Source organism: Blastococcus sp. SYSU D00813 (assembly GCF_054050735.1).
On sequence record NZ_JBJGZX010000014.1, the window covers coordinates 60933 to 87315 of the forward strand.

Consider the following 26383-nt stretch of genomic DNA (forward strand, 5'->3'; position numbering starts at 1 on the left):
CGTCGAAGTCAGCTGCGCGAGGTCAGCGTGTTGCCATCTCATCGAGATGGCAACAGGAACCAGCTGAAGCTGCAGAGGTCGCTCGGCTCGTTTGGCTGATCGGTCCGTGCCATGCTCGCTGCGCGCGCCGACGACTACCAAATCTGTCCTCTGAGGAGATCCAGTGGTGTCCCACCGAGCTGCTCCCGGACGACAGCGGCGATGTCCGGATTGAACTACGAACGGCCGTCCTACAAGGTGATGGCCGCGGGCGGTGGCGAACGAGTCCGGACGATCGCAGAAGAGCTCGAGTCGGCTCGCATGGAGTCCTCTCGGGATCAGAGGACGATGAACGGTCATTGTGGGCTCTGCGGATCGATGAAAAGGGTGACAGGGGAACCGCCGCGATGTGGGCAGTGCCGCGATCAGGTCCGGACGATCCGGGCCGCGCGGCAGCAGCACGCCCACTCCACCGACCGACAGGCGGCGACTGCTGCGCCCAGAGGTACTCGCCGAGGCTTCTGCTCCGGGTGCCACACCCAGCTGCCGGTCACAGGAGTGTGCGGAATCTGCGAGTAGGCGCTGGAGTGACGGCTGGGCGGGCATCATGCGCGCCCGCGGCCGCTTGATTTGGTCGAACGTCACGGCTTCGCGCGGGCAGCCGAGACGGCTGGTCCTGAGCGGTCCCCGCCAGAGGACGCCTGGCCACTTCGGCGCTCACCGTCGTCCGCAAGGCCCTCGAGTACATGGGGCAGCCACGACTGCGGCGTCGCCGCCCGGGCTTGACAAGGGCCCCTTAGAGGCCAGCGAAGTTGCAAAGGAGCAGGCGTAGCGATGCCGAAGAGACACGGCTCCTGTTTCAGCAGGCTCAGTCGCAGGTCGTCCAGGATGGCCTCCGTGACAGGTCACGTCTTCGTCGTCCCCGGAACGTTGCAGTCGCTCGTCTATGACGACGTTCTCATCTCAACCGACTACCACGGTGGGGTGGGGGCTCACTTCTGGCCCGTCTTCGGTTGGACCGAAGCTGAAGGAGCCGCTCGCCACCGGCAGCTCCCGCGGCTCACCGCTGATCACCGCGTCGAGCGCGTGCCTCCAATGGAGGGCGTCGATGACGGTGTCCGGCGCTGGCTCGTTGCCGTGGGTGCCGACTTCGGCGAGCCGGTGTCGTGGCTTCTCGACGGGGCGCGCCAGGCATTAGCCGCTGTTGCTGAAGCCGGGGCGACCGAGCCGCAACTGGGGCGCCCGCGCCGAGTGGCCATGCCGGTCATGGGCGTGGGGCGAGGTGGCTTCAATGGTGAACGTGGGCTGGTCATCCACGGGCTCCTTGAGGTCGCGCAGGACGCTGCCGATCGGCTCGGGCTCGACGTGGTGTTGGTCGCCGCCAACCCGTCGGACTACTCCGCGCTGCAATCGCTTCGGGCCGCCGACCACGGCCGGCCCCTCGAAGCGGCGCGCGAGACGCAGGCCGAGCGGCTCGGTCAATTGGCTCGCGCCGGACAGTTGGCGGTGTTCATGGGCGCCGGAACTGGAGTCGCGGCCGGGCTGCCCACCTGGTCTGGGCTGCTCACAGTGTTGGCCGAGCGCGTGGAGCTCGAGACCGGCACCGGATTTTCCGACCTCGGGCCGCTCGACGCTGCGGAGTTGCTGCGCCGAGCGGCAGAGCGCCGAGAGCAAGAGTTGCCCGAGTCGGAGCGGCGGAAGAACCCACTGGGAGCTCATGTAGCCGAGGCGATCGGGCGGCCCGCTCGATACGCGTTGAGCCACGCGCTGCTGGCGGCGCTGGACGCCGACCAGGTCATCACCACGAACTTCGACCGACTCTACGAGACCGCGGTCCGGGAGATCCGAAAGGAGGAGATGCTCGTCGTCCTGCCGGATTCCAAGTCCGACGAGCTCGGCAACGAGCTGGGACGTCGGCCGTGGCTTCTGAAGCTCCATGGCGACGTGGAGCGGCCGGAGTCGATCGTCCTCGACCGGCGTTCGTTCGTTCGCTACGACGCAACCCGCCGGCCGCTCGGAGGTGTGCTCCAGACGACTCTCCTGACCAAGCACTTGCTGGTCGTGGGTGCCTCCATGACGGATGACAACGTGATCCGGCTCGTACATGAGGTCGCCGAGCTGACGGAGGACCCCAGCGCGGCTCCTCGGGCTCTGGGTACGGTCCTCAGCCTTCGAGCGGATCCTGTCCGGGCTCAGCTGTGGGATCCAGAGTTCCAGTACGTGGACCTGGGCAACGACGTGGGCGACGTCATTGCCGCCGGACGCGAGCTCGAGATATTTCTCGACCGGGTCGCGATGCTCTCTGCCTCGCGTACCGCTCATCTACTGGACCCGCGCTATCGGGAGCTCTTGAGCACTGACGAAGAGCGCGAGGTCGCCGAGCGCTTCAGCAGTCTGGCAGCCGACCTCGCGAAGCTCCCTGCCGAAGCGCGACAGCGCGCGGGATGGGACGAGGCGATCCGCCTGCTGGGTCGCCTGGGCGCCTGACACGGGAGGGCGGCGCTCGTGGGCTCACTCCAGTGAGTCGTGGTCGCCGTCCACGTCGGACGGGCGTTCGAAGGTGATCCTCATCGACCGGCATCCGCAGAGTCGACCAGTTCGCCCACCGCTCGGCTGAGTGTCACAGCGATCGAGCTGTCGGGCAGCCGCCGTAAGACGACGTCTCGGACGCTTGTGTAGTACCAGACCAACGGCTCCCGGCCGGCGTTGAACGTCGACCAGAAGCCCTGGCCGTAGCGGCGGACGTCTGAGGCGATGCAGAGCGCGTTGTGCGTCTTGTCCGCCGCAGTGACCAGCAACGCCTCGCGCGACTTCGTGTCAAGCCCGGCGACGTAGGCCTCCTTGCGCTCCCGCCACGAGCCGCTGCGGTTGCCCGCCTCGTCGAGCCCGTCCGAGCACGCCCGCACGATGTCGGCGACGGCGTCACCGAAGCGCGCCCGGATCTCCGCGAGCACCGCCCCGTCCTGGCCGGTTGGGGCGTCCTCGACCGCGTCGTGCAGCAGGCCGGCGATCGACTGGTCCTCGGAACCGCCGTGCTCGAGCACCAGCGCGCTGACGCTCATCAGGTGCGACATGTACGGCACCTCCGACCCCTTGCGCAGTTGCTTCCTGTGGTGCCGCGCGGCGAACAGCAATGCGTCGTCGAACCGCTCGCTGAGCGGCCCCGCGCCCATGCGGGCGCGCTCCTCCAAGGTCGTCATGAGTTCTCCTTGCTGGTCTTGACGGCGGCGAGGATCGCCTCGACCTCCGCTGGCACCGTCGTCGTCCGTGAGGCCGCGCTGATGGCGGCCCACTGGCTGTACTCGTCGTCGCCCCCCGCGGCCCAGTCCGGGTCCGGGGCCCAGTAGCGGGTGACGCGCACGGTCGCCGCCTCCGGTGCGCGGGTCACCGTGGCCCAGTCGTCCGCGCTGAGCCGAAGCTTCAGCTCCTCGGGGCCGGCCACCCGGGTCAGTGAGCTGTCCACCGGGTCGGAGGCGGCGCTCAGCACGGACAGCAGCAGCGGATCGGACCCGATCCGGTCACCGCTGGCGCCCATCCACCGCAGCCGGACGACCGTTGTCCCGTTCCGGTCCTCCCGCGTCAGCACCCGGTACCGACCGCCCGTGACCAGTTCCTGCTCCTCGGCCTTGATCCCGGAGTGGACCCAGGCCGGGACGGCGGGGAACGGACCGTCCAGCTCGAACCGGAAGCGGGTCCCGAAGCCGGCCGCGACGGCGGGGGAGAGGGAGACGCCCCACAGCGGCATCTCGATCTGCCCCGTGCGCAGCCGCCGCTCGATCTGCGGGTCCTCGGCCGGCTTCGATGCGATGCCCCGACCGACGAAGCCACCCGCCGGCAGACCGACCACGGACGCCCAACCGTCGGCGTTCCGGAACGGCGCTGCGTTGACCGACCGCAGCAGCGCTATCCCGGCCGCTAGGACCTCCGGTGACGTCCGCGCCTGCTCGTCGTAGGCGCTGATGAACGGCGCGGAGAAGTAGTGGCGCACCCCGCTGAGCACCCGGGCGGCGGCGCGCACTGGCGAGGAGCCGACGTCCCGGCCGCCCTGCCACAGCGTGCACGCCTCGGCCAGGTCGTCGTCGGCAACCGGCGGCTGCTGCGCCGGTCGGGCACGGGCGGCCTGCCTGCCCTGCAACTCCCGCAAGTAGGAGAGGGCGTCCCTCACCTCGCGGACGACGAGCGCCACGGCCTCGTCGGTGGAGGTCGCCGTTCCCGCGGTCGTGCCCTTCGCGGCCGGCGAGGTGAAGCCGTCGTCGGGCGCCGGCAGGTGCACGGTGCCGTCGGCGCGCAGGTCCACCCACTGGGTGTAGTAGGTGCCCGGGTGCTTGCTGCTGATGGTCACGTGCAGCTCGCCGGCGGCGTGGTCGCCGACGCGGACGGCGACGTCCTCGTCGTCCTCCCCGCTGATGGCTTCGGCGACTCGACGCCGGGCCCCGGCGACGTCCACGGGGCTCACGCTGTCGCCGCGGTCGGCTGGTTCTTGGCCCACCACAGGAACGCTGAGGCGTGGCCGAGGTCGTCGAACGCCCCGGCCAGCAGGTCCACGAGGAGGTCGTTGCTCCAGGTGACCAGCCGGCCGATGGTCCAGGACACCTTCTCCCGGGCCGGCAGGTCGAGCCCGTAGACCAGCGCGGCGATCTCCTTCTTGCCGCCGGACGGCGTCGAGTACTTGAGGATCGGCAGGAAGCGGTCGGGCTCCACGATGCAGAGCACGCGGGTGAGCAGGGACTCCTTAAATCCGGTCATCCCCAGGCCCTTGCGCTCCTCGACCAGATCGGTGAACCGGTCCTCTAGCCTCGTGCCCTCCGGCCCGCGGAGCAGGTACTCGATGGTGCCGCGCAGCCGCGCTGCGGCCTTGCCCGGGCCCATCGCGTTCCAGGCGTCGTTGAAGACCGACATGTTGCCCGGGTGGGCGACGACGGAGTTGTTTGCGAAGGCCTTGAGGTCGTCCGGGTCGGCTTGGGGGAGTCCGTCGGCGCTGAAGATGGCCTGGTACTTCGCCCGGTAGGGCATGACCTGCGGGTCCAGCTCGGGTGTCTTCTGCAGGAAGGCGTCGACGAGCTGAACCACGCGGTCGCGGGCGTGGGGAAGGACGTCGTCCGGCTGCGGGAAGGCGACCTTGAGGCTCTCGTACGTGGCCGCGACCGCGGGCTGTCGCGGGGCGCGGCTCTCCCCGCGGATCCACTCGTGGTCGCAGACGAGGCACCGCACGACGAGTCGACCGTCCGCGAGCTTCTCGACGCCGTCGAGGTCGGAGCTGTCGCAGACGGGGCAGGTGATCAGGGCCATGACGTCTCCTCAGTCGTTCTTCTCGGCGAGGCGCTCGAGCGCGGCGGTGAAGCTGGCGTTCCACAGGCCCAGGTGCGGCCAGCGCTCGGCGACGTGCGCCGTCGCCTCCTCGACCGACATCCCCTGCTCCCGCACCAAGTAGCCGCGCAGCACCAGCCCGGTTCGCGAGGCGCCGCCGTGGCAGTGCACCAGGATCCGGTGCCCCTCGTCGTGCAGCGCCTTCATGTCGTCGAGCACGTCGGCGAGCATGACGTCGAGGTCGGCGTTGTAGTCGTTGTCGGCGATGTAGGCCATCCGGTGCACCGGGTGCGGGAACGGCTCGCCCAGCCGGCACAGGGAGATGACGGCGAAGTCGGTGTCGCTGTACCGCGCGCCGTCCAAGTTGCCGGCCCAGATGCCCGGCAGGACCTCCGTCGGACCGATCCGCGGGATGACCCCGGGGTCGTAACTCTGCTGCACCCCGGAGTCCAGCGCCGCGGCCAGCTGCTGCAGGTCGGCCAGCCGCCACACGCGATCGTCGTGGCCGGGCACCCGCCCGTGCACGGCCGACGCCCACCGGCTCGGGATGCCACCCATTCCGTACACCGCCCCGGCCAGGCCGCCGGCGACGCAGGCGACCGTGTCGGTGTCCCCGCCCAAATCGATCACCAGCCGCAGCACCTCGGCGAAGTCGCGTCCGGTGCGCAGCGCCCACACCGCCTGGCCGAGCGTCGGCCACACCGCGCCGTTGCGCTCGGTGGCCTGGTCCGGCGTCCAGCCGGGCGCGAGCACGGTCGCCCAGCGGTCGCGGTGGTCAGGGAGCATGAGCTCCAGCGCCGCCGGGATCGCCGCCAGCGGGTCGCCGCCGTCCAGCGCCACGCGCATCAGCTCGTGGAAGACCGCGCAGCCCTCACCGGCCGACGGGTCGCCGTGGGTGAGTGCCGAGATCCGCCGGGCGGCGTCCACGGTCGCCGCGGTGCCGTCCTTCGCGAACCGGATGGCCGCCGGCGTCGTCCGCATCAGGGAGCCGTTGCCGGCCGCGTGCCCGGACCGGGCGAAGTGCTCGGCCGCGGCGACGTCCCACGGCCGCCCGGAGCTCAGGACGGCGCGGGTCTGGTTGCCGATGTCCGGCGGGTTCGCCGCCGCCCACGCGCGGAACCGGTCGAAGACGTCGGCCTCGTCGAGTCCGTCGTGCTCGACCAGCGACTGCGCCACGAGCAGCGCCATCTGGGTGTCGTCGGTGAACTCACCCGGCTCCCAGCCGATCGCCCCGCCGCCGCACATCTCGGTCTTCGCGCCTCGGGCCGGGGTAGGGAAGCGGGCGCTGAACGCCCCGGGCTGGCCGAACTCGAACGGCGCGCCCAGGGCGTCGCCGACGGCCGAGCCGACGAGCGCGCCGGCGACGCGGGACGAGCGGTGGATCTTCGGGGTCATTCAGGCCTCCGAGGCGACGGCGGAGAGGTGGATGGTGCGGTCGTTCCAGCGGACGGCGTCCACGCTCACACGACGACCGCCGCGGACACGCGCACCGAGCCCGGCGGGTCCCGCATCGGTCAGGGAGGTCGCCTCGACCCGCTCGGCGAACGAGCGGGCCAGCGCCGCGGGGGTGCGGAACTCGGGTCGACCGAGAGCGTCCAGCGTCGCCGCGTGCAGCAGCGCCGACCAGTGCGCCGCGAGCGACCGGCCGCTGTCGAACAGCTCCAGGGACACGGGTCGACCGGCGATGCCGATCAGCACGCCTCGCTGACCGGCGAGCGGCCGGAGGCCCCGGGTGAGGTCCTCGGCCACCGCGGCCGTCACGTCGAGCCGGTCGGCGAGCGACTCGGTGGGGGAGGAGCCGGCCACCGCGGCGTACCCGCGGACCCGCCTCCACACCTCCTGCTGCGACTCCACGGCCCGGCGGACGCCGACCGGTGCCCGGCGAGCCCGGCGGACGTGCGCAGCGCCGCCGGCCCAGCGGCCCTGCTCGACGCAGACGACCGGCTGCACCGTCCGCTGCTCGGGTGCCAGCAGGGTGGTGGCGGCCAGCGCACGCGTCTGCCAGCCGCCCTCGAGCAGCTCGCCGGCGAGCAGGAGGGCGGGGCGGCCCGACCGGTTGGTGAGGACGAGCTCCTCGACGACGGGGCTGCCGGCGCGCTCGGCGACGTCCACCGCGGCGGCGGTCCCGGTGAGGTAGTCGGCCCGAGCCGACGGAGCGTCCGTCCACACGGGGAAGACGGTGAGGGCGCCACGCGAGGTGCCCTGACCGACGTGGAGCCGGCCGCTTAAGCGCAGATTCGAGCTAACTGGCATGAGGCGAAGTTAGACGGAGTCTGCGCTAACGTTAACCTCGTGCACACCGACTCGTCCGGAAAGGCCCTCACCGACTACCCGCGGCCGTCGCTCGCCGTCGACACCGCGGTGCTCACTGTGCCGGACGGCGAGCGGGAGCTGGGGGTCCTGCTCGTGCGCCGCGACGGCGCAGAGAACCACAACGGTTGGGCCCTGCCGGGGACCTTCCTGCACGAGGGGGAGACCCTCGCGGAGGCGGTCGGTCGGTCCCTGCGCGACAAGGTGGGGCTGCCCGCGGACGTCGTCCCCCAGCAGCTGCACGTCTTCGACCGGCCGGACCGCGACGACCGCGGGTGGGTGCTGTCCGTGGCGCACGTCGTCGCGCTGCCCTGGCAGGTGGTCGCGCCGGTGCTCGACGCGCGGCCGGACGAGCTCGACGTCCGCCCGGTGGACCGAGCCCACGGCCTCCTGTTCGACCACGACGACATCGTCCGGCGGGCCACCGAGTGGCTCCGCGACGCCTACGCCAAGCGCCCGGATCCGGCGCACCTCCTGCCGGACGAGCTGTTCCCCATGCGGCGGCTGCAGCACCTCCACGAGGCCGTGAGCGGGCGACCGGTGAGCTCCTCGGACACCTTCCGGCGGGCGATGGAACCGCACCTGGTCAAGACGGAGCGGCGCACGGCGGGCTCGATCGGCAAGCCGGCTCACCTCTACCGGCGGCGCTGAGCCGCTGGCAGGCGGGTGGTTGTGGCTCGTGTGCCCGTGCTGGTCGGTGAGCCGGGCGATGCCATGCGGACGCCTGTGCCGTGCGGCGGGCGTGGCGGTCCGGACCGAGCCGTATCCGTACCTACCGTCCGCTCATGGCTACCGATGACGGCCCCCGGGGCACCTGGCGACGGAGTGACGGCACACCCGTCCCCTTCTCCGAGGCCAAGCCGGCTTGGATCGCCGCGGCCCGCGAGGAGCTCGTGGCGACGGCCGGCCGGTACGGCGCATACGTCACCTACGGGCAGCTGGCCGAGCGGGTGTTCGAAGTGACCGACATCGAGACCGGGATGCAGCTCCGGAACCTGATGCCGCAGATCCTCGGCCCACTGGCGGAGGACGGCCACCAACGCGGCGAGCCGCCACTCACGGCTCTGTGTGTCCGGCAGACCGAGGAGGTCGGAGCCGGCTACGAGTACGTCCCGAAGCTGTACGGGGAGGAGGTCCCTGAGGATCTCGACCTGCACGCCGCCGAGGCTCGCCTGCGCTGCTACGAGTACTTCGGCGCTGAGCTGCCTCCGGACGGCGGGCGTCCTGCGCTCACCGAGAGGCTCGCCGCGTCGCGACGGCGGGAGGCCGAGCGCAAGCCGCGCCCCGTCGCGATCTGCCCGTCCTGCTACATGCAGCTGCCGCCCAGCGGCCGGTGCGGGAACTGCGTCGCATGAGCACCGACATCACCTACGTCGCGTCGGACGACGCGGTGACCCGCCGGGAGCGCCGGCGGCAGTCGGCCTACCGCGAGGAGGTGCTCCGCCTCCCCGCGGGGGAGGGGCACGGCCGGCCGCTCGGCAACTACCTGCCGGACGAGCACTGGCGGCGGAACTTCCTGAGCGATGAGGCGGCCGACTACGCGGACCTCCGCGCGGAGCAGGTGCGGCACGAGGGCGGTCAGCTCGAGAGGACGCGCCTGCGCACCAACATGCTCAGCTCGATGCCGCTGTGCTTCAGCGTCTTCGGCCACCTGCGCGCTCACCCGGACCTGGCCGCGCGGCTCCTCGGCGACCTGCTGGGGCTGGACATCACGACCCTGACCGCGGTCGAGGTCGGGAACCGGACCATCGACGGGATCGAGTGCGAGTGGGCGCCCGACCGCCGCGAGCACACCGGCGACCGCTCGGCGTTCGATGCGGTGGTCTCCGCGACGCTGGCGGACGGCCGGACCCTGCTGGTGGCCGTCGAGACCAAGTACGTCGACAGCTTCAGCCGCGATCCCGAGAACCTCGAGGCGGACCGGCGGTACGAAGGCTTCTGCAGCGACTTCGCCATGACGACCGGCGCCTTCGGCCGGCTCCGTGGGCACGCGACCCGGCAGCTGCTGCGCAACGTGCTGTTGACCGAGAGCGTGCGGCGCGGCGGTACCAGCGGGATGCCGACCTTCGACCGGGCGATCACGGTCGTCCTCGCCCGGGACGACGACGCGGGAGCCCGGTCCGCGGTCGAGGTCCTCGACGCCGACCGCGGCACGATGCCGACGGAGGTCCGCTTCCTCGGGCACGGTGTCCTCGCTGTGGCGGCGGAGCGCCTGCCCGGCCTCGCGGGCTGGGCGCAGGACTTCCGCCGCCGCTACTGCGGCTGACCGCGCCGGCCGGCTCGTCGCCCGTTGAGGTGATCGCTCCATTCGGTGCTCGGCAATCGAGCCGAACGTGCAGCCTGATCGGGTGAATCAGGCGGCGTCCGTTCCGGTTCCTGTCAGTGGCCGCTGCCACGCTGCGCCTCCGCCGTCACCGGGACGGCGCGGAGACACGGGAGTCGCATGAGCGGGTCGGTGGGGATCCAGGCGGGACGCATCTGTCCGGGGTGCGGGCGCGAGGAGTCGATCCCGATCGTGTGGGGGATGCCGTCGGGCGACCTCTTCGAGCTCGCCGAGCAGGGGCAGGTGGCCCTGGGGGGCTGCCTGCTGGACCCCGGGGGCAACCCCGAGTGGTCCTGCCGAGCATGCGGGCTGGACTGGGGTCGGCAGGGTGATCCGACCGCCGACGAGCAGGCCCTTGCCGACGCGCTCCGGGTCAGCTGGCCGACCGTGCTCCGGGCCCTCGGCGCCGGCTGGCGGCGGGAGGACGCCGGCCCGGACAGCGGCCTGGAGTGGTTCACGAGCGGTCAGCCGGCGCAGCTGTCGATCGGCGTCCATGGTGGCGGCTTCGTGCTGGCCCGCCCGATGGTCGACTGGGGGCCGCGGCAGGACGTCTACCCGCCGGGCGAGCACCGCTTGTCCCGCGAGGACCTGCAATGGTTCCCCTCCGAGGTCACCCGGGTCGCCGAGGACATCGCCTCCCGACGGCGCCGCTCGTTCCGCTGGTGCCGCACCTGCCGGCGGCCCGCCGCGCCGGAGGCCTTCCATGGTGCCGAGATGACGTGCACCGCATGCCTCGAGTCGTACGAACGATTCCACGAGTGACCGGCTGGCGTCCTGAGGCTGCAGTGACGGTTGCGGCCGCCACCGGTTCGGAACTCCTGGTCCCGCCGGCCGGCCGTGTCAGGGTCGGGATCCAACGGCCGCGACGGGGCGCGGTCGGGAGCACGAAGGAGCCGTCATGACCGCTCGCCGGTATCCGGACGACCCGAGGTTCGGCTCGGCGGCCGAGGAGCGCTTCGTCACCACGCTGCGGGAGCAGCTGCCCGACGACGCCGTCCTCTTCTGCAACCTGCGCTTCAGCGACCGTTCCCAGGACCGCGAGGCCGACGTCGTCGTCGCCTGGCCCGGCGTCGGCGTGGCCGTCGTCGAGGTGAAGGGCGGCAGCGTCTCCCTGGACCGCGGTGAGTGGCGCCAGCGGAACGACGGCGTCGACGAGGTCATCCAGCCCGTCGACCAGGCCGTGGCATGCAAGTACCTGCTCTGCGAGTACCTGGCCGACCACCCCCGCTGGACGGCGGGACGCCTCCGCACCGCCCACCTCGTCGCGCTGCCCGCGACGACGTTGCCCGACGCGTTCCGCGCCCCGGGGCTGGCGCGCTGGATGGCGGTCGACGCCACCGACGTGCCGCACGCCGCCGCACGGATCAGGACGGCGCTGCAGACGGTGCGCGACGAGCCCGACCCGCCGAGCGCTCAGGACGTGAAGGACCTCGTCGACTGCCTCGCCGGGGCGGCGATCCCGCAGCAGCACCTGCTGGCTGAGCTCGCCGAGCGCGAGGCTGCCTGCGACCTGCTGACCAGGGACCAGGCGAAGGTCCTCGACTACCTGAAGGCGTTCCCGCGAGTCGAGATCCAGGGCGGCGCCGGGTCGGGCAAGACGTGGCTGGCCGTGGAGAAGGCCCGCCGCCTCGCCGCGGACGGGCAGCGGGTCGCGCTGATGTGCTACTCGCGCGGCCTGGCGGAGTTCCTCCGGCGCCGTGTCGACGAGCTGCCCAAGCGGCAGCGGCCCGACTACGTCGGCACCTTCCACTCCCTCGGCATCGGCTGGGGTGTGCCCGCCGGCTCGGACGACGACAGCGCCTACTGGGAGGAGTTTCTGCCCTCGCGCATGGTCTCGCTCGCCGCGGACCTGCCCGACGAGCGGAAGTTCGACGCCATCGTCATCGACGAGGGGCAGGATTTCGCCCAGAGCTGGTGGGACGCGGTCCTCGCGGCGCTGCGCGACCCCGATCAGGGCTCGCTGTACGTCTTCTCGGACGAGGGGCAGCGCATCTTCGCGCGGCAGGGCCGTCCGACCGTCGACCTCCTGCCGATCCCGCTGACCGAGAACCTCCGGAACACCAAGCAGATCGCCGGGACCTTCTCCAGCCTGGCGCCGGAGCGGATGAAGGTCCGCGGTCGCTCGGGGCTGCCGGTCCGCTTCGTTCTGGCCAGCCCCGAGGAGGCGGTCGCAGCCGCCGACGACGTCGCCGAGGAGTTGCTCGAGCAGGGGTGGCCACCGGAGTCCCTCGCCCTGCTGACGACGCACCACCGGCACCCGGTGCAGGTCGAGCGTCAGGCCGAGGGGCAGGACGCCTACTGGGCCACCTACTGGCAGGACGAGGACCTCTTCTACGGGCACGTCCTCGGCTTCAAGGGCCTCGAGCGGCCGGCCGTCGTCCTCGCCGTCAACGGCTTCCGCAACGAGGAGAGGGCTCGGGAGATGCTCTACGTCGGTCTCTCGCGGGCCCGGGATCTGCTCGTCGTCTGCGGCGACTTGGACCTGATCCGCCGCGTGGGCGGCGAAGGCGTCGTCCGACGGCTCCTGCAAGCGGACGGCGCCCGATGAGCCGAGCGCCGGGCGTTCCGTGGGCCGAGGCGACGCGCCGGGCGGAGACCTCACCACCTCGAGTGGAGACGCCGTCCATCTCCTCGGTGAGGCTGATGGACCGGAGACGCCGCGGTCGGCAGGCGGCGCAGATCGGTAGGAGCTGGACGTGCCGCTGAACACCGCTGACGCCGTCACCAACCCCTACAGGGAGCGTCCTGACGCCGATGAGCGCGAGCTCTCGGCCATCAGGCTGGTGCAGGCTCTCCTGGCCGCGCCCGATCTGCTGCCGGTCCACCGGCAGGAGATGCTCCGTCTCGCGCTCTACAAGTACAGCGAGGCGCGCACCGGTAAGCATGGCCTCCGCTTCCGGACGGCCGCTGTCATGCGCTCCGGCGCTCCGGCGCGGGTCGAGCACGAGCACGTCCGGTCCCGCCTCGCGGTCGTAACCGACCTGCGGCTCGGTGGGCCGACGCTCGCGCCGCTCGTCCTGACCACGAGCGCGGCTTGCCTGGTGACGAGTGAGGAACACGTACGCTTGCGTGCCGTCCCGCCAGAGGTCGACGGATGGGCCCGCTACGCCGAGGCGGGTCTCGAGGTGGTGGATCACTTGACCGGGCAGTCATTGGATCCGCGAGACCTGGCGGTTGACGAGCCGACCGTCGAGCTCACGCCGGAGCTGGCCAGTCAGCTCCCGGGCGGTTCTGAGCGGATCTGCCTTCTGATGGCCTGTCGACTGGTGTCGCCGGGAACCAGCCTGTCGTGGGCGGTCACTGCCGCCGCGCGGGACTCGGACAGCATCGAGGGTCGATGGATCGAGAACCGGCTCAAGGGACTCGCCGTCGCCGGAGACGATGCGCCAGTCGAGGAGCTGGGCCGAGTACTCGACCTCGCAGGCCGGATCTTCGAGTCGGCAACCCTCCGCGGTGCGGCCGACGGGCTGAGGGACGGTCCTCGGGAGATCCACGCGTCCACGAGTCGGCGGGCGTCGCTGGCGGCCGACCTGGCCCGGCTCGCTGACCGTGGTTGGGGGACGGCGGCGTCGGAGCAGGCAGCGCCACTCGCCCTCGGAGCGATCGCTGCCGCGCGCCGCGGAACCCCACCGCTGTGGGACGACTGGCTGCGCGACCACGGACAGCACATTCCCCCGGGACTCCTCCGGTCGGAGGACACCGAGTCGGCAGCTCGAGCTCTGGTGGAGCACTTCTCGGACCCCGTGCTCGCCGTGGCGTTGACGATCTACGTCAAGCGACTCAGGGACGCGCTGGTCGCGCCGCCGCCGGACGCGGTCGTGCATTGGGTCGAGAGCCGATGCGCGGCGTCGACGAGGGCAGCATCGATGCCGCGCATCGAAGCTGTCCGAGGCGAGGACGACCTTCCGCCGGCCTCCGGGCAGGACACGCTGACCGACGACCTGCGGACGGCCGCCCGGAACCGCGCTGCCCGTGGCCTCCTCCTGGGCCTGGTGCTCGGCGATGCCGTGGACGCCTGCGGGGGCGCCGTCCCACCGGGAGCGGAAGCGCTGCGCGGGACGGTCGCCGGTCAACTGGCTCTCGTCACCACCGAGGGGCTCGTCCGGGCGTCCGTCCGGCACGCGCACAAGGGCATCTGCCACCCGCCGAGTGTCGTCTGGCATGCGCTCGTGAGGTGGGCGCACGGACAGGGGATCGAGGCGCCTGCGGTGTACGAGCGGTGGCGTGCTGGCGCCGGCACGCGCTGGCCTGACGGGTGGCTCGCAGATGTACCGGTCCTGCGGCAGCGACGCGGTTCCGCGCCGGCGACGGTGTCCGCACTCGTCGGTGGCAAGCAGGGGAGCAGGCAGGAGCCGACGACCTCCAGCAAGGGCGCGCACGGTCTCGTGCGGACGCTCCCGACGGCTCTCCTGGAATTCGAGACGGGGGAGGCGTTCAACTTCGCGTCTGACATCGCCGCCCTCACGCATGGTTCGCCGAGAGGCTACGAGGCCGCGGGCTCGGGTGCCGTCATCGTCTCGGCGCTGATCTCCACGGGAGGTCCGCCGTCGGGCCTCGAACAGGCTCTGGGCGCCCTCTCCGACACAGCCGCGACCGAGCACAGCCTGGACCTCTTGCATCGAGCGCTCGAAGACGGTCGGAGCCGTCCCCACGACGTGTCCGTGCTCCGCGGGTACGCCGTGGACAAGTCGGCTCCCGCGACGCTGAGCGCTGCCGTTTACGTGCTCTCGTCGTTCATGGGCAGCGATGACGTCGCCGGCGCCCTGCACTTCGCGGGCCGGGCGGGGGGCTCCGGCGTGGCCGCGGTCAGCGGGGCGATGCTCGGGGCCCTCCACGGCGTGGACGCCCTGCCCGTGGACCTGCTCAGCCGCGCGGAGCTGTCGTGGGTCGCCGACACGCTGGCCCGCGACCTCGTGTACGAGCTGACGGAGAGCCCGAGCGGCCAGCCAACGGCCACGCTGACGGCACCCGGCCACTACACCATGGGGTGGGAGGACGGGCTCGAGCCGAACTGGTGGGCCCGCTACCCCGGCTGGTGACCTCCCCGGTCCGCGTGGGTCCTCGCACGGGTGAGCAGGAGCCTCGGATGGAGAGCGGCAGGGACGCCATCGCCTTCGCCACCCCAGCTTTCGCGGCCCGCCGCGCCCCGCGCCACCCGCCTTGCAGGACCGCAGTTGCTGCAGCCGGCCTCAGCGCAGGAGCGCGTCCTCGTCGCCCTGCGTGGCTGCCTGCGCGACCCGGAGGGCAACCCCGTTTGGGAGTGCCGGGCGAACGCGGCACTCGACTCCGATGCGCCCAGCCCCCACAGCGGCTGGAACCCGTACGAGGTGTGCTGCGACGTGGCCAGCAGGGTCTTGATCGCGGGCACGGCTCCGCCCCGTTCTCTCACGAGCTGGGTGAACCGCGTCGGGTTGTAGCCGCCGCTCTTCAGGCGGTCCAGGCCGCCGAGCAGGTCCTCGAATTGCTGAGCGAGCACCTCATCGGGCTCGTCGGTCATGACGCCCCCTCCGGGGTCAGGGTGGCGACGGCGTTGCGCTGGGCCGTTGTGCGCCGACGCGGCGACACCCAGGACGCCGTCACGATCCGCAGACCGAGCCCGTCGAGGAAGTACGGGTGGCGCTTGGCCAGTCGGGCGTGCAGCCGGCGCATGTCCATGCTCTCCAAGACGTCGGGGAGCAGCGTGAAGTCGAACGCGGCCGACTCCTCCCAGCGGACCTGGCGGGTGTAGCCGATGACCGCCTTCGCCCCGGTCGTCTCGACGAAGGCGAGCAGGTCGTCGTCGGACGCGGCCAGCGTTTCGCAGGCGCCGAAGTAGACGACCCGCTCGGCGAGCTTGCCGGGCACGAGAGCGGCGACCTCGTCGAGGGTCATGACTCCGCCGCCGAGGTCGATCCCGCCCCGGTGGCCGTGGTAGGCCAGGTAGGCCAGGGGGAAGGCGTTGTAGCGCCGCATCGCCCACTTGCCGAAGTAGTGGGCGAACTCCTCCGGTGTGGCCGCGTTGCGGTGGATGAGCCGACCGCCGCGCAGAGTCATCAGCATGTCCAGGGCCGGCCGGACGCTGACCCGGTCGGTCAACCGGTCCTCCCACTCGCCCTCGAGGCAGAAGATCCCCTTGCTCGCCATGACCCCAGGATGCGGACTCCAGGACGGCATCCGGAGCAGGCGCCGCCGCTCCTGCGTCCGGAAGTGGCTGGCGGGACGGGCGAGGACGGGTGTCCGTCCGGAGCTGTCCGACCCGGCTGCCAACCTGCGCCCGTGCCACCGATCTCCGTGTCCCAACTCGTCAGGATCGTCGAGGCCCCGCGGGCGGTCGACGACGTGCGGACGTACTTCGAACCGGACCGGGCGCCTCGGTCGGCTCCCCGTCACCCGGGCAGCCGGTTCGAGTTCCTCGGCGGAGGCGGTGACCGCCCGGAGACGGCCAACCGGATCACCGCCGACGACCTGGTGGCGGTGACGCTGCGGTCGGGCGGTGTCCCCGGTGACGTGGCCCTCGACCTCCTCGAGGGCGACCTGGGGGAGGACGTGGCCTGGTACCTCGAACACATCCCCATGGACGTCGGGATCGAGCACCCCTCCGCCGGCGACTTCTTCGGCACCACGTCGTCCGCGAGGACGGCGTCCTACCTCCTCGAGGAACCCGACGGCATGGACTGGTTCCTCGCCTGCACCCTCCTGGCGCGGAAGCGGCCGCGGATGCTCCCGGTCCACGACCGGGTGGCCCGGTGTCTGCACGGCGGTCCGGACGAGCAGGTGGGGCGACTGCTCGAGGCTTTCGAGGACGACGACGCCCGGCTGCACGACAGGCTCGTCGCCGTTCGCGAGGCGGCCGGCGTCCCGGAGCAGGTCTCGGCTCTCCGCGTGCTCGACGTCATCACGTGGATGCGACACCGGCCGGATCACCTCGAGAACCACTGCCGGGGACTCGTCTGACCCGCTCCGGACCCGCCGGACGCGCGGGCTCCGTACTCTGAGCACAGGCGAGTAGGGGGAGGACCCATCGTGGCGAGGCACCTGAACGACGAGACGGCCGAGTTCAAGATGCCCCGGCCGGGACGTCACGCGGCCGAGGACGACGACGAGGCCCAGGAGCCCGAGGCCACCCAGCGCTTCGACCCGGGCTTCCGCGAGCGGCCCAAGCCCGCGCCGCCGGCACCGCAGGACCGCGACTCCCGGTAGCCCGCGCCCCTCACCGGGACGTCAACTCACGGTGCCGGAACTGTCGTACCGCCGCGGGAGACTCCCGTCGATGACGGGTCGCGGGTGTGTCGGAGGAGCTCAGCCAGCCTGGCGGCGGGTGCGCGTCCGTACGTCCCGGGAGGTCCCGCCGACCGCAGCGGCCGCGCCGCCCGTCGTCGCGGACCTGTCGGATCTGCTCGCGGCCACCGGAACGGCATCGGTCGAGGAGCTCGCCGAGCTCGTCGACGGTGACTGCGACGCCGACCTGTGGGTCGAGGAGATCGACGACGGGGTCGAGATCGGCGCAGGCACCGGCGCCATCGGTCTGCTGTACCCGTTCACCGTCGCCGACTTCTGGGCCACCGTGCAGGAGGTCGAGGACGACGAGATCCGCCGGTGGGAAGCGGCCGCCCTCGCCGACGAGTGACCCCGCCCCCGGGCCGGCTCCGGGTCCCTGACGCCGATCGGGTGAACCAGCCGACGGGTCCTCAAGCTCTGCTCGTCAGCGCTCGACGTCCGACCCATGAGCACCGGACCGGTCACGGCGTCGCAGGAGTCGTCGGACCCGGTCACCGACACCCCTGGCGCAGCTCCTGGCATCGCTCTCCGACGCCGTCGTCGCCCATCACTGGCTCGCCGTCCTCGTCGGGGTGGCCGTCGTCGGCAGGCTGGTCCGTGCCACCCGCGTCCTGGTCCACGGTGGACATCCCAAGGACCCGCAGCGGCTCTTCGTCGGTGCCGAGCGGCGCGCCGTCCTGGCGAGAGCCGGTCACCGCTGCGAGCACCACTCGTGGCTGTCCGGCCGCTGCTCGGCGACGGAACGACTGCAGGCCGATCACGTGCACCCGCACAGCCACGGCGGGGCCACCACGGTCGCGAACGGCCAGGCCCTGTGCGCGCGTCACAACGAGCGCAAGGGGAACCGCATCCCCTGGGCATGGGAGCTGGAGCGGCTCGCCCGGCGCCGCTCGCGCTACGCGCCCGCGGGGATGCTGACCGCGGTGGTGCGGCGAGGCTGACCGGGGGCGGTGGGTGGCTGTGACCTGCGCCATGCCGGTCTGCCCTCGCTAGAGCTGCCACACTTCCGTACCCTCCGTATCCGACCGACTACGGAAGGACGGCGTTCGTGGCCAAGCACCTGCTCGACGAGACGGCGGAGTTCGCCCTGCCCCGCGCCGGGCGGCACGCCCACCCGGACGACGCGGGCCTCGAGCCCACCCAGCGCTTCGACGCCGGGTTCCGCCCCTCGCAGCCCAAGCCGGACCTGCGCCCGGACGCCCGCGCCCGCTGAGGCGCGGGCCGGCTCACGCCGGCGGCTGACCGCCCACCACGCCGGCGACCACCCCGGCCGCCGCGTGGCCGGCCTCGACCGCCGCCAGCACCGGCAGCCCAGCCCGCCAGCCGGCGAGCACGCCGGCGGCGAAGGCGTCCCCGCATCCCGTGGTGTCCCGGAGGTGCGCGACCGGCGGCACCGGCACCTCCCAGGACGCCGACCGCGTCACCACCCGCGTCGGCCGGGCCCCCGCGTGCGCCAGCACGAGCCCGGGCGCCCAATCCGGTAGCGAGTCGCCCAGCCCCAGCACCCGCGCCTCGTCGGCATTGCAGAACAGCACGTCGGCCTCGAGCGCGGCCAGAAGCGCCACGTACTCCGCGACCCCGTGCCGGGCGATCCGGGTCGCCGCGGCGACGTCCGCGCTCACCGGCACCCCGGCCTCCCGCGCCAGCGCAGCGGCCACAGCCAGCGCCCGCGGTGAGCGCAGCAGGTCGTAGCCGTCCAGGTGCAGGACGGCGGCGTCGGCCACCCACGCGCGCAACACGTCACCCACCTCGAGGCCGCCCTCGCCGCGATCGGTGAGCATCGTGCGCTCGGCGTCCGGGTGCACCAGCACCGTTGTCAGCGGCGCCCGTCCCCGGCGCACCACCGCCAGCTCGACACCCCGTGCGGCCAGCCCGGCCAGCAGCCCGTCGGCCACCGGGTCCGCGCCGGCCCAGCCCGCCAGCCGCGCCGGCACCCCGGCCCGCGTCAGTCCTGCCGTCACGTTCGCCGCCGCGCCGCCGGCCGACGTCGACCGCACCACCCGCTGCTGCCCACCGACAACCAGGGGCCCGGACAGCTCCAGCACCTGATCGGCCACCAGCTTGCCCAGCGCCACCACCGGACCCGCCCCGGTCGGCCGCGGCCACGCCGGGCCAGGATCCGAAGTCACCCGCTCAGCCTGCCCGCCGCGCACGCGCAGTGACCAGCCGGGGTCGGCGTTCTCCTTCGGGTGAACGGAGTTCCGATCGACGGTCACGCACGGTAACAAGAGACGGTCCAGTTCCGTAGGGCGAGGAAGTACTCGTGCGGCGCGAGCCGCACGTCGGGGGAGAGATGTTCCGGGAACCGTTGCGCCGTGATCCGCTCGTGGTCGGCTGGGCGCTGTTCATGCTCACCGGCGCGATCGCCGCCCTGGCCGCCAACACCGAGTGGAGCGGCGACCTCGAGGGCGACCGCGTGGTCGGCTTCCTCAAGGACGTCACCGAGGTCTTCCTCTGGTCCTTCTTCGTGCTGCTCTTCCTGGCCTGGCTGCGCGCCAAGGGCTGGCGCGACCGCGGGCCGCGCTACGCGAAGCGGACGGACGACGGCGGACGCGAGAGCACCCTGCCCTGGACCGACCGCTGGATCAGCGACACCCGCCAGGCCGACGCCGAGCGCCGCGAGAACGTCACCGAGCCGGCCGAGCCGCCGGTGGTCACCTGCCGGCACGGCGTCCGCGCAGGGGAGCAGCCCCCGGTCGAGCAGGCGCCGGTGCTGCGGGCGCTGTCGGTCAGCCACAACATCGTCCGCCCGGGCTCCAGCATCAGCGTCACCTGGTGCTTCGAGCACGCCGCCGACGTCGTCGTCGACGGGCGGCGGGGCTACCCGGCCTGCGGCGAGGCCCTGGTGCGCATCGACCGCAGCCGGGCCGTCGAGGTGATCGGCCGCAACCGGCACGTCTCGACGCCGGTCGCGACGTCCACCGTGGTGGCCACGGCCGTGCCGCAGCTCGACCTGCCCACCGTGTCCGCGCCGCCGCCGGTCGCGCTGCACATGGACGTCGCCGCCACCGTCGGCGCCGGCGCCCCGATCGCCGCGCGCCTCGACGCGCTGTGGGCCGCCCAGGACCGGCTGCGGCCGAGGACCCCCGCGCCCGCCGGGCTCGTCGGCGTGCCCGCCTCGCTGCGCGCCCGCTTCCACCGGCCGGAGGAGACCCGATGAGGGCCCGGCTCGGCGAGTTCTTCCTGACCGTCTCCGGCGCCAACCGCGACGTCCTGCGGCAGGCGCCCAAGGAGCGCACCAAGCAGATCGCCATGGGCGCAGTGCTCGCGTCGACGGCGGCGATCGCGGTGGTCGCGGCGACCTACGCGCTGCAGATGGCGCTGGACCTCTGGCTGCCGTTCGCGCTGCTCGGCGGCCTCGCCTGGGGCCTGGTCATCCTCAACCTCGACCGCTGGCTCGTCGTCTCCACACCCCGGCTGAAGACCAAGTGGGGCATCGTCCTCATGGCGCTGCCCCGCGTGGGGCTCGCCCTGCTCATCGGCGCCGTCGTCTCGACCCCGCTCACCCTGGCCGTGTTCGAGTCCGAGATCGACACCGAGATCCAGGTGATGGCCGCCGAGGAGGAGGCGGCCTTCGACCAGCAGCTCGACGAGGACAGCCGGTTCGCCGACCTGCCCGTGAAGCGCCAGCAGATCGTCGACCTGCAGACGGACATCGCGGACGGCGTCACGCAGGCGGACGTCGACCAGGACCCGGCAGTGGTCGCCGTACAGCGTCGGCTGGACGAGGTGCTCGTTCGTTACGACGAGGCGGAGCGGGACTACCAGTGCGAGCTCGACGGCACCTGCGGCACAGGCGACCGGGGACTCGGCCCGGTGACCTCGGCGAAGCAGCAGCGGGTCCAGGAGCTGGCCGCGGAACGCGACCGGTTGGTGGCCGAGCTCGAGGCGCTCAAGGCGACGACGCTCACCGAGCTCACTGCCCAGGAGGCGCAGAACACCGCCGACCAGCAGGGCCGCCTCGAGGCGCTCCAGGCCGACGTCGCCGAGACCGAGGACGAGCTGGCCACGGAGATCGCCAACCACGAGGCGGCGGTCGATGACAGCGACGGCATCCTCGCCCGGCTCGCAGCCCTGGATCGGCTCGGCGAGCGCGACCCCGCGCTGCACACCGCGCACCTGCTGCTCTTCTGGTTCATGACCGCGCTGGAGTGCCTGCCGATCATCTTCAAGACGATGCTCGCGCTCGCCCCGCCGTCGCTCTACGAGCGGCTGGTCAAGCTCGACGAGGAGCAGACCGAGGAGCGCGTGCGGCTGCGGCTGCAGGCCGAGTACGAGGAGGCCGACGCCCTCGCCCGGTCCTCGATCGCCGCGGCCGAGGCGCGCGCCGCCCGCACGATCGAGGCGGAGTCCCGGGCGACCGGCATGGTGCTGGAGGCGCAGCTCGACGTCACCCGGCGCCAGGTCGACCGCTGGCGCGACGAGCAGCTCGGCTTCCCGGCCCCGCGGCACCCCGACGACTCGATGGCCGGCATGGCCTGAGGCGGGGGAGCGGTCAGCTCGGGACGACGACCGACCACGCGTGCCGGTGCACCGTCCACGTGCGGGCGGGCACGTCCTCGGTGATCTCCCCGTCGGCGTCGACGTCCACCGGCGGCCCGGAGTAGGAGACCCTCGACCCGCGCGCCACGGTGACGTCGTAGCGGGACAGGTGGTCCCCGCGCAGCAGCGCCAGCCCGAACGCCGCCCGCGCGACCGGCCCGGTGGCGGCCACGGTCACCACGTCGACCAGGCCGTCGTCGGGCGTCGCGTCCGGCGCCAGCGGACGGCCGCCGGCGATCGTGGGCCCGTTGCAGACGGCGACCATGAGGACGCCGGTGTCGCCGTCGGCGGCCCAGTGGCCCGACGACACGACGCTGCCGTCGACCTCGACGCGCAGCCCGGCGCCGCGGGAGGTCATCCCGGCCGCCACCGCGCCCAGCGGGAAGGACGCCGTCCCCAGCACCGGCTTGACGTGCATCGCCAGCGCCCCGGCCCGGGCTCCGACACCGGCGTGCACGGCGTTGACCACGATGCCTCCCGCGTCGTCGCGCACCAGGTCCATCGGCCGAGCCCGGCCGCTGCACACCACCCGCGCCGCCTCCACCGGGTCGTCGGGCAGGCCCAGCGACTGCGCGAGGTCGTTGCCCGTGCCGAGCGGGACGATCCCCAGCGGCCGCGCGGGGTCCAGCGCCCCGGTCCGGTCCAGCGCCCGGACGGCGGCGTGCACCGACCCGTCGCCGCCGATCGCCACCAGCCGCCGTCCGGCGTGCGCACGGACGGCCGCCTCCAGCTCCTCGGCGTCGGAGGTCTCGACGACCTCGACGTCGGCACCGGCGCGCAGCTCGAGCAGGGCCGCGGCGACCGCGTCGTCGTCGGCCGTCCCGGCCGCGGAGTTGACGGCGACCAGCAGGCCGCTGCTCACGGCACGACCGGCTCGACGTCGCGGGTGCAGAACATGCACACGGTGGCGTCGACGGGGATGAAGCTCTTGCAGTGGTCGCACTCCCGGTTGCCCTGGGCGCCGGCGGTCTCCCGGCCGGTGGCCTTCCGGACCGCCTGGACGAGGAACATGATCGTCAGCGCCAGCAGCAGGAACGACACCAGCGCGGTGAGGAACGACCCGTAGCGGATCACCGCGCCGTTGACCGTCAGCGTCAGGGCGTCGAAGTTCGGCTCCCCGAAGATCGCCGCGACCAGCGGGAGGATGACGTCCTCCACCAGCGAGGCGACGACGGTGGCGAACGCCGCGCCGATCGCCAGGCCCACCGCGAGGTCGACGAGGCTCCCGGAGAAGGCGAAGTTGCGGAAGTTGGTGAGCAGCGTGCGCACGGGTCCTCCTCCTGGCCGGTCCGACGGATGAGCGTAGGTCCGCGGGGGACGCCCAGCAGGTCGGGCCCTCAGGCGTCGACCTCCTCGTGGGTGTTCACGCCCGGGATGCGCCGCACCGATCCCCAGCCGAACCGGGCCCACGCCACCAGCAGCGCCGCGCCCACCAGCGAGCCGAGCGTGTCGCGCAGCAGGTCGCCGTTGGTGTCGTCGTTGCCCTCCGAGAGATCGGTGCCCAGCCAGGCGTCCGACCGCCACTCGTACAGCTCCCACAGCGCGCCGATCGCGATGCCCACGCACCAGGCGACGACGCCGATCCCGACGTAGTGCCGCAGGTGGGTCTCGTCGCGCGGATCGGGGACGACGTCGGCGCGGGCCAGCGCGATGTAGACGACCGGCGCGGTCAGCATCGGCAGCGTGAAGTGCACGAGGTCGTCGAAGCGGACCCACTGGTCGTACAGGCCCAGCGTCTCGCCGAACCCCTGCAGCGCCATGCCCAGGGTCAGCGACAGGTCGTAGAGCCGGGGCAGCTGGACCAGCCGCCCGACCAGCGTCACCCCGCCCAGGACCGCCAGCAGCGCCGCCGAACCCCAGTCCCCGGCGGCCGCGTAGGCGACCGCACCGCCCAGGACGACCAGCCGCAGCACGTCGATCCCGTCGCGCACCACCGGCGTCCAGTCGCCGAGGACGAGCGTCCGAGTGTCCATGCGCTCGCCATGCCCTCATGCTGGGGCCGAGACACCGGAGGGCCGGGGGAGCGCGATGGACGACGACGCCGACCTGGCCGCCCTCCTGCGGGTACCCCTCCCGAGGCTCCACCACCTGCTGGGCCGGGGCTGGCGGCACACCGACGTCCTCACCCCCACCGCCGGGCGACGGTGGTTCGGCTCGGGCCGGCCGGTGCAGGTGCTCATCGCCGCCGACGGGGACGAGGTCGTCCTGGCCCGGCCCCGCGGCACCTGGGACGGCGGAGCCGGCCTCCGCTACGAGCCCCTCGACCGGCGCACCTTCGCCTGCCACGACCTGCTGGCCCGCCCTGCGGCGCTCGCGGCCGCGGCGCGCGACATCACCACCCGCCGACGGCAGTCGTTCCGCTGGTGCCCGACCTGCCGCCGGCTGCGGGCGCCCGAGGAGTTCTCGTCGCGCTCCGCCCAGCGGTGCATGCCCTGCCGGGAGGTCGTGGACGGCGTCGTCCACTGATCCCGGTCAGTTCGACGCGGCCCGTACCTCGGCGTACATCCGGTCGGGTACCGGCACCGTCCAGTAGCGCCGCTCCCGGGCGTGCTCGAGGAGCTCCTGCAGCCGCTCCCCACCGATCCGGATCACCCGGAACGCCGCGGGGTCGCCCTGCGCGACGTTCTCGACGAGGTACAGCCACGAGCGCTCGGGGTCGTCCCGCGCGGCGACGAACTGGCTGCACTCCAGCAGCAGCTCCGCGCCGCACGAGGTGCCCCCGCACGCCTTGACCGCGATCACCCGGTCGCCGGTCACCACCCCGTCGGCGCCCTCCACCACGGAGGCCTCGCGGCCCTCCGCGCGCTCCAGCTCGACGACGTGCTCGATCGCCGCGTCGTCGATCTTCCTCGGTCCACGGATCTCGGTCGTCGTCATCGACGACCCCCCTCCGGTCGACGTCCCCCGGTCGGACCAGCGTGCACCCGCGCGCGGCGATCCGGAAGTTCTGGAACCGAAACGGCGCCGGTGGTCCGGCGGGACCACCAGCGCCGTCCGCCGGAGAGGAGACCGTCAGGCCGCGATCGCGCCCTCGGCCGGCAGGTCCTCCTTCTTGGCGTTGATCAGGGCGAAGGCCACGACCAGCGCGACCGCCAGGATCCCGGCCGCCGCCATGAACGCGACGTGGTAGCCGCTCACCATCGCCTCGGCCTGGGCCGTGGCCGCGAAGGCCGGGTCGGTGGCCAGCCGGGCGCCATTGTCCTCGAACCAGCCGGTCACCGACGAGGAGAAGATCGTCGTCAGGATCGCCAGGCCGAGGGAGCCGCCGACCTGCTGCGCGGTGTTGAGCACCGCCGAGGCGATGCCGGAGTCGCGCGGCTCGACGCCGACCAGCGCGGTGCTGGCCGTGGGCACGAACACCGCCGCGAGCCCGAGGCTCAGCAGCAGCATCGCCGGCAGCACCTGGGTGACGTAGGAGCTGTCGTCGCCGGCCTCGATGCGGGTCAGCGAGAACATCCCGACGACGGCCATGACCAGGCCGACGAGCATCAGCGGCCGCGGCCCGACCCGGGGCAGGATCTGCGACACCACACCCGCGCCGACGATGATGCCGCCGCTGAAGGGCAGGAACGCCCAGCCGGCCTCGAGCGGGGTGTAGCCCAGCGTCTCCTGGAAGTAGAGCGTCAGGAACAGGAACATCGCGAACAGCCCGGCGCCGACCAGCAGGAACAGCAGGTAGGAGCCACCGCGGACCCGGTCGAGGATCACGCGCGTGGGCAGCAGCGGGTGGCTGGTGCGCGTCTCCCAGACCGCGAAGGCGGCCAGCAGGACGGCGGCGACGACCAGCAGCGTGATCGTCACCGGGTCACCCCAGCCCACGCCCTCCTCGGCGGCCTTCGTGAAGCCGTACACCAGGCTGACCAGGCCGACCGCCGACAGCAGCACGCCGGGGATGTCGAAGTGCCGGTCGCCCTCGGCGCGGCTCTCCTTGACCAGCGGGATCGCCGCCGCAGCAGCGGCCAGCGCGATCGGCACGTTGACGCCCAGCGTCCAGCGCCACGAGGCGTACTCGGTGAGGACGCCGCCCAGGATCAGGCCGATCGCCGCGCCGCCGCCGGAGATCGCGCCGAAGACGCCGAACGCCCGCGCCCGCTCCTTGGGGTCGGTGAACGTGATGGTCAGCAGCGACAGCGCGGCCGGGGCCATGAGCGCGGCGAAGGCGCCCTGCAGCGCACGGGCGGTGTAGAGCAGCGCCTCGTTGGGCGCGATGCCGCCGAGCCCGGAGGCGACGGCGAAACCGAGGAGGGCGATGACGAACGCCCGCTTGCGGCCCATGAAGTCGGCGATCCGGCCGCCCAGCAGCAGCAGGCCGCCGAAGGCCAGCGTGTAGGCGGTGACCACCCACTGGAGGTTCGCCGCGGTGATGCCGAGATCGGCGGCGGCGTCGGGCAGCGCGATGTTCACGATCGACGCGTCGAGGATGATCATCAGCTGCGCGACCGCGATCACCGCGAGCGCGAGCCAGCGCTTGGGGTCGGGGCCGTCGACCGGCCGGGCCGGCGGCGGTTGCTCGGGCGCCAGGCCACCGGCGGTGGGGGTGACGAGTCCTTCGGGTGCGGACATGGGTGGAGCCGTCCTTCCTGCGCAGCGCGCAGTGCCTCTGAGTGCAGCGAGTGGTGCGGTGTGCGGGACGGCCGGGGGTGCGTCGTCCCGTGCGGTGGTGCG

At 72.7% G+C, this 26383-nt stretch carries 27 protein-coding genes; 15 read left to right on the plus strand and 12 right to left on the minus strand.

Features of this window, described 5'->3' with window-relative positions; translation table 11 throughout:
• Positions 1-876 precede the first annotated feature (876 nt).
• Positions 877-2466: an SIR2 family protein gene (locus ACI8AX_RS12100; protein WP_456550062.1), complete on the plus strand. Its 1590-nt coding sequence runs from the start codon at positions 877-879 to the stop codon at positions 2464-2466.
• Between the two features lie 80 nt (positions 2467-2546).
• Here the strand turns inward: ACI8AX_RS12100 and ACI8AX_RS12105 are convergent, their stop codons facing one another.
• The 5 genes from ACI8AX_RS12105 to ACI8AX_RS12125 are packed head-to-tail and all read right to left on the minus strand — an operon-like array spanning position 2547 to position 7539.
• Positions 2547-3179, minus strand: a complete 633-nt coding sequence (locus ACI8AX_RS12105; protein WP_456550063.1) for an HD domain-containing protein — start codon at positions 3177-3179, stop codon at positions 2547-2549.
• Positions 3176-4426, minus strand: a complete 1251-nt coding sequence (locus ACI8AX_RS12110; protein ID WP_456550064.1) for a hypothetical protein — start codon at positions 4424-4426, stop codon at positions 3176-3178. The genes ACI8AX_RS12105 and ACI8AX_RS12110 overlap by 4 nt, the downstream gene beginning before the upstream one ends.
• A gap of 5 nt (positions 4427-4431) precedes the next feature.
• Positions 4432-5268 carry a hypothetical protein gene (locus tag ACI8AX_RS12115; protein ID WP_456550065.1) on the minus strand — a complete coding sequence of 279 codons (837 nt, stop codon included), beginning with the start codon at positions 5266-5268 and terminating at the stop codon, positions 4432-4434.
• A 9-nt stretch (positions 5269-5277) separates the two neighbouring features.
• Entirely contained in the window at positions 5278-6681 is a 1404-nt protein-coding gene (locus tag ACI8AX_RS12120; protein WP_456550066.1) for an ADP-ribosylglycohydrolase family protein, read from the minus strand.
• Positions 6682-7539, minus strand: coding sequence for an ARPP-1 family domain-containing protein (locus tag ACI8AX_RS12125; RefSeq protein ID WP_456550067.1), 858 nt, complete (start codon positions 7537-7539; stop codon positions 6682-6684).
• A 39-nt stretch (positions 7540-7578) separates the two neighbouring features.
• Here ACI8AX_RS12125 and ACI8AX_RS12130 point away from each other — a divergent pair, with 39 nt between their 5' ends.
• From ACI8AX_RS12130 to ACI8AX_RS12155, 6 genes are all read left to right on the plus strand, one after another.
• Positions 7579-8247 carry an NUDIX hydrolase gene (locus ACI8AX_RS12130; protein ID WP_456550068.1) on the plus strand — a complete coding sequence of 223 codons (669 nt, stop codon included), beginning with the start codon at positions 7579-7581 and terminating at the stop codon, positions 8245-8247.
• A gap of 134 nt (positions 8248-8381) precedes the next feature.
• Entirely contained in the window at positions 8382-8951 is a 570-nt protein-coding gene (locus ACI8AX_RS12135; protein WP_456550069.1) for a hypothetical protein, read from the plus strand.
• Complete coding sequence (locus ACI8AX_RS12140) at positions 8948-9862, plus strand: PGN_0703 family putative restriction endonuclease (RefSeq protein WP_456550070.1); 915 nt, start codon at positions 8948-8950, stop codon at positions 9860-9862. Before ACI8AX_RS12135 ends, ACI8AX_RS12140 begins: the two co-directional genes overlap by 4 nt.
• A gap of 177 nt (positions 9863-10039) precedes the next feature.
• On the plus strand, positions 10040-10681 hold the full coding sequence (locus tag ACI8AX_RS12145) for a hypothetical protein (protein ID WP_456550071.1): 642 nt from the start codon (positions 10040-10042) through the stop codon (positions 10679-10681).
• 136 nt (positions 10682-10817) lie between these two features.
• On the plus strand, positions 10818-12467 hold the full coding sequence (locus ACI8AX_RS12150; protein ID WP_456550072.1) for an NERD domain-containing protein: 1650 nt from the start codon (positions 10818-10820) through the stop codon (positions 12465-12467).
• Between the two features lie 148 nt (positions 12468-12615).
• Complete coding sequence (locus tag ACI8AX_RS12155) at positions 12616-14958, plus strand: ADP-ribosylglycohydrolase family protein (protein WP_456550073.1); 2343 nt, start codon at positions 12616-12618, stop codon at positions 14956-14958.
• A gap of 454 nt (positions 14959-15412) precedes the next feature.
• Here ACI8AX_RS12155 and ACI8AX_RS12160 read toward each other — a convergent pair whose 3' ends face one another.
• Positions 15413-16042: a DUF6642 family protein gene (locus ACI8AX_RS12160; RefSeq protein WP_456550074.1), complete on the minus strand. Its 630-nt coding sequence runs from the start codon at positions 16040-16042 to the stop codon at positions 15413-15415.
• Between the two features lie 132 nt (positions 16043-16174).
• Between ACI8AX_RS12160 and ACI8AX_RS12165 the strand changes: the two genes are divergently transcribed.
• From ACI8AX_RS12165 to ACI8AX_RS12185, 5 genes are all read left to right on the plus strand, one after another.
• Positions 16175-16852: a DUF6308 family protein gene (locus ACI8AX_RS12165; protein ID WP_456550075.1), complete on the plus strand. Its 678-nt coding sequence runs from the start codon at positions 16175-16177 to the stop codon at positions 16850-16852.
• A 69-nt stretch (positions 16853-16921) separates the two neighbouring features.
• A complete protein-coding gene (locus ACI8AX_RS12170) occupies positions 16922-17098 on the plus strand; it encodes a hypothetical protein (protein WP_456550076.1) in 177 nt (58 codons plus the stop codon).
• A gap of 118 nt (positions 17099-17216) precedes the next feature.
• The gene (locus ACI8AX_RS12175; protein WP_456550077.1) at positions 17217-17525 is read left to right on the plus strand and encodes a hypothetical protein; all 309 of its coding nucleotides are present in this window, start codon (positions 17217-17219) and stop codon (positions 17523-17525) included.
• 223 nt (positions 17526-17748) lie between these two features.
• Positions 17749-18117, plus strand: coding sequence for an HNH endonuclease (locus tag ACI8AX_RS12180; protein ID WP_456550078.1), 369 nt, complete (start codon positions 17749-17751; stop codon positions 18115-18117).
• A gap of 107 nt (positions 18118-18224) precedes the next feature.
• Complete coding sequence (locus ACI8AX_RS12185; protein WP_456550079.1) at positions 18225-18389, plus strand: hypothetical protein; 165 nt, start codon at positions 18225-18227, stop codon at positions 18387-18389.
• A 13-nt stretch (positions 18390-18402) separates the two neighbouring features.
• On the opposite strand, the gene ACI8AX_RS12190 is transcribed toward ACI8AX_RS12185, so the two are convergent.
• Positions 18403-19305 (minus strand): carbohydrate kinase family protein, encoded by a 903-nt coding sequence (locus tag ACI8AX_RS12190; RefSeq protein ID WP_456550080.1) that lies wholly within the window; start codon positions 19303-19305, stop codon positions 18403-18405.
• A 134-nt stretch (positions 19306-19439) separates the two neighbouring features.
• On the opposite strand from ACI8AX_RS12190, the gene ACI8AX_RS12195 reads away from it, so the two are divergent.
• Positions 19440-20336 (plus strand): hypothetical protein, encoded by an 897-nt coding sequence (locus ACI8AX_RS12195; RefSeq protein ID WP_456550081.1) that lies wholly within the window; start codon positions 19440-19442, stop codon positions 20334-20336.
• On the plus strand, positions 20333-21658 hold the full coding sequence (locus tag ACI8AX_RS12200) for a DUF4407 domain-containing protein (protein WP_456550082.1): 1326 nt from the start codon (positions 20333-20335) through the stop codon (positions 21656-21658). Before ACI8AX_RS12195 ends, ACI8AX_RS12200 begins: the two co-directional genes overlap by 4 nt.
• Before the next feature lie 13 nt (positions 21659-21671).
• Here the strand turns inward: ACI8AX_RS12200 and ACI8AX_RS12205 are convergent, their stop codons facing one another.
• The 3 genes from ACI8AX_RS12205 to ACI8AX_RS12215 form a co-directional block, all read right to left on the minus strand.
• Positions 21672-22580: a diacylglycerol/lipid kinase family protein gene (locus tag ACI8AX_RS12205; RefSeq protein ID WP_456550083.1), complete on the minus strand. Its 909-nt coding sequence runs from the start codon at positions 22578-22580 to the stop codon at positions 21672-21674.
• Positions 22577-22987, minus strand: a complete 411-nt coding sequence (mscL, locus tag ACI8AX_RS12210) for a large conductance mechanosensitive channel protein MscL (RefSeq protein ID WP_456550084.1) — start codon at positions 22985-22987, stop codon at positions 22577-22579. The genes ACI8AX_RS12205 and mscL overlap by 4 nt, the downstream gene beginning before the upstream one ends.
• Before the next feature lie 68 nt (positions 22988-23055).
• Positions 23056-23691 carry a hypothetical protein gene (locus ACI8AX_RS12215; protein ID WP_456550085.1) on the minus strand — a complete coding sequence of 212 codons (636 nt, stop codon included), beginning with the start codon at positions 23689-23691 and terminating at the stop codon, positions 23056-23058.
• A gap of 55 nt (positions 23692-23746) precedes the next feature.
• Here ACI8AX_RS12215 and ACI8AX_RS12220 point away from each other — a divergent pair, with 55 nt between their 5' ends.
• Positions 23747-24184, plus strand: a complete 438-nt coding sequence (locus ACI8AX_RS12220; RefSeq protein ID WP_456550086.1) for a hypothetical protein — start codon at positions 23747-23749, stop codon at positions 24182-24184.
• A gap of 6 nt (positions 24185-24190) precedes the next feature.
• Here ACI8AX_RS12220 and ACI8AX_RS12225 read toward each other — a convergent pair whose 3' ends face one another.
• Positions 24191-24595 (minus strand): hypothetical protein, encoded by a 405-nt coding sequence (locus tag ACI8AX_RS12225; protein ID WP_456550087.1) that lies wholly within the window; start codon positions 24593-24595, stop codon positions 24191-24193.
• A gap of 135 nt (positions 24596-24730) precedes the next feature.
• Positions 24731-26281, minus strand: a complete 1551-nt coding sequence (locus tag ACI8AX_RS12230) for an MFS transporter (protein WP_456550088.1) — start codon at positions 26279-26281, stop codon at positions 24731-24733.
• Between the last annotated feature and the right edge of the window lie 102 nt (positions 26282-26383).

Bases quoted from the DNA above. Each gene is read 5' to 3' on its own strand.
- ACI8AX_RS12105 (WP_456550063.1), bottom strand. From the start codon at position 3,179: ATGACGACCTTGGAGGAGCGCGCCCGCATGGGCGCGGGGCCGCTCAGC.
- ACI8AX_RS12115 (WP_456550065.1), bottom strand. From the start codon at position 5,268: ATGGCCCTGATCACCTGCCCCGTCTGCGACAGCTCCGACCTCGACGGC.
- ACI8AX_RS12120 (WP_456550066.1), bottom strand. From the start codon at position 6,681: ATGACCCCGAAGATCCACCGCTCGTCCCGCGTCGCCGGCGCGCTCGTC.
- ACI8AX_RS12125 (WP_456550067.1), bottom strand. From the start codon at position 7,539: ATGCCAGTTAGCTCGAATCTGCGCTTAAGCGGCCGGCTCCACGTCGGT.
- ACI8AX_RS12135 (WP_456550069.1), top strand. From the start codon at position 8,382: ATGGCTACCGATGACGGCCCCCGGGGCACCTGGCGACGGAGTGACGGC.
- ACI8AX_RS12140 (WP_456550070.1), top strand. From the start codon at position 8,948: ATGAGCACCGACATCACCTACGTCGCGTCGGACGACGCGGTGACCCGC.
- ACI8AX_RS12145 (WP_456550071.1), top strand. From the start codon at position 10,040: ATGAGCGGGTCGGTGGGGATCCAGGCGGGACGCATCTGTCCGGGGTGC.
- ACI8AX_RS12150 (WP_456550072.1), top strand. From the start codon at position 10,818: ATGACCGCTCGCCGGTATCCGGACGACCCGAGGTTCGGCTCGGCGGCC.
- ACI8AX_RS12160 (WP_456550074.1), bottom strand. From the start codon at position 16,042: ATGGCGAGCAAGGGGATCTTCTGCCTCGAGGGCGAGTGGGAGGACCGG.
- ACI8AX_RS12200 (WP_456550082.1), top strand. From the start codon at position 20,333: ATGAGGGCCCGGCTCGGCGAGTTCTTCCTGACCGTCTCCGGCGCCAAC.
- ACI8AX_RS12215 (WP_456550085.1), bottom strand. From the start codon at position 23,691: ATGGACACTCGGACGCTCGTCCTCGGCGACTGGACGCCGGTGGTGCGC.
- ACI8AX_RS12220 (WP_456550086.1), top strand. From the start codon at position 23,747: ATGGACGACGACGCCGACCTGGCCGCCCTCCTGCGGGTACCCCTCCCG.
- ACI8AX_RS12225 (WP_456550087.1), bottom strand. From the start codon at position 24,595: ATGACGACGACCGAGATCCGTGGACCGAGGAAGATCGACGACGCGGCG.
- ACI8AX_RS12230 (WP_456550088.1), bottom strand. From the start codon at position 26,281: ATGTCCGCACCCGAAGGACTCGTCACCCCCACCGCCGGTGGCCTGGCG.